General features: G+C 44.3%; 1 protein-coding gene. It reads right to left on the bottom strand.

Annotation, left to right across the window (positions count from 1 at the left end; translation table 11 throughout):
* Positions 1 to 697: ISAs1 family transposase (locus Q0852_RS23680; RefSeq protein WP_299022907.1), on the bottom strand; the 697-nt coding region annotated here is incomplete at both ends.

The following is a 697-nucleotide window of genomic DNA, read 5'->3' as shown; positions in this document are numbered from 1 at the left end:
TGGCGTGTACATGCTAAGTTTTCGGCTGCGTTGCCACGATAAATTTGACAGCCATCTTCATTCATTGCGGTATCCAACACCCAGTGTAGTTTGTTCTCGATCCCCCAATGACTACGAACAGCATTTGCGAACTTTTCTGAGCTTAAGTCTGCGGAACTAATATAGTAGCGAAACTGAATAGATTCTTTGCCACCTTTAGTCGCTCGATAACTAATTGCTACACCTATAGTTTTCAGCTCTGGCCAGTCTGGAAACTGGCAAGAGACAGTTTCAGCATTCATGACGTGATATTCTCGGATTTCAAATCGCCCATGCCCTTTCTCAATGACAGCATTCTCTTGGTCTGGAAGAGAGGTGGCCTCTTTGAGCGTGTCACAAACTGCAAGGTGTAAGTTCTTTTGATTTGCTTTTAGAGCTAGCAAGTAATCTGCGTCTTTATTGACGATAGCCTGAGCAATTTCTTTCTGACATCCCATCGCATCAATGGTGACAACAAGGCAGCCTTTGAGATCTAGCAATTCTAAAAGCTCAGGTATTGCAGTGATCTCATTCGATTTTTCAGCGGTCTTTACCTGCCCCATAACGACACCATTCGCGGTGGCAAAAGCACTCACCATATGAATTGTTGATCTGCGATCATCTCGGTTGTAGGAGCCACGAAGAGTCTTACCATCGATCGCAATAACTTCACCATCAA

The organism is uncultured Photobacterium sp. (assembly GCF_947502415.1).
Classification (GTDB): Bacteria; Pseudomonadota; Gammaproteobacteria; order Enterobacterales; family Vibrionaceae; genus Photobacterium.
This window is presented reverse-complemented; position numbering and strand designations above follow the sequence as displayed.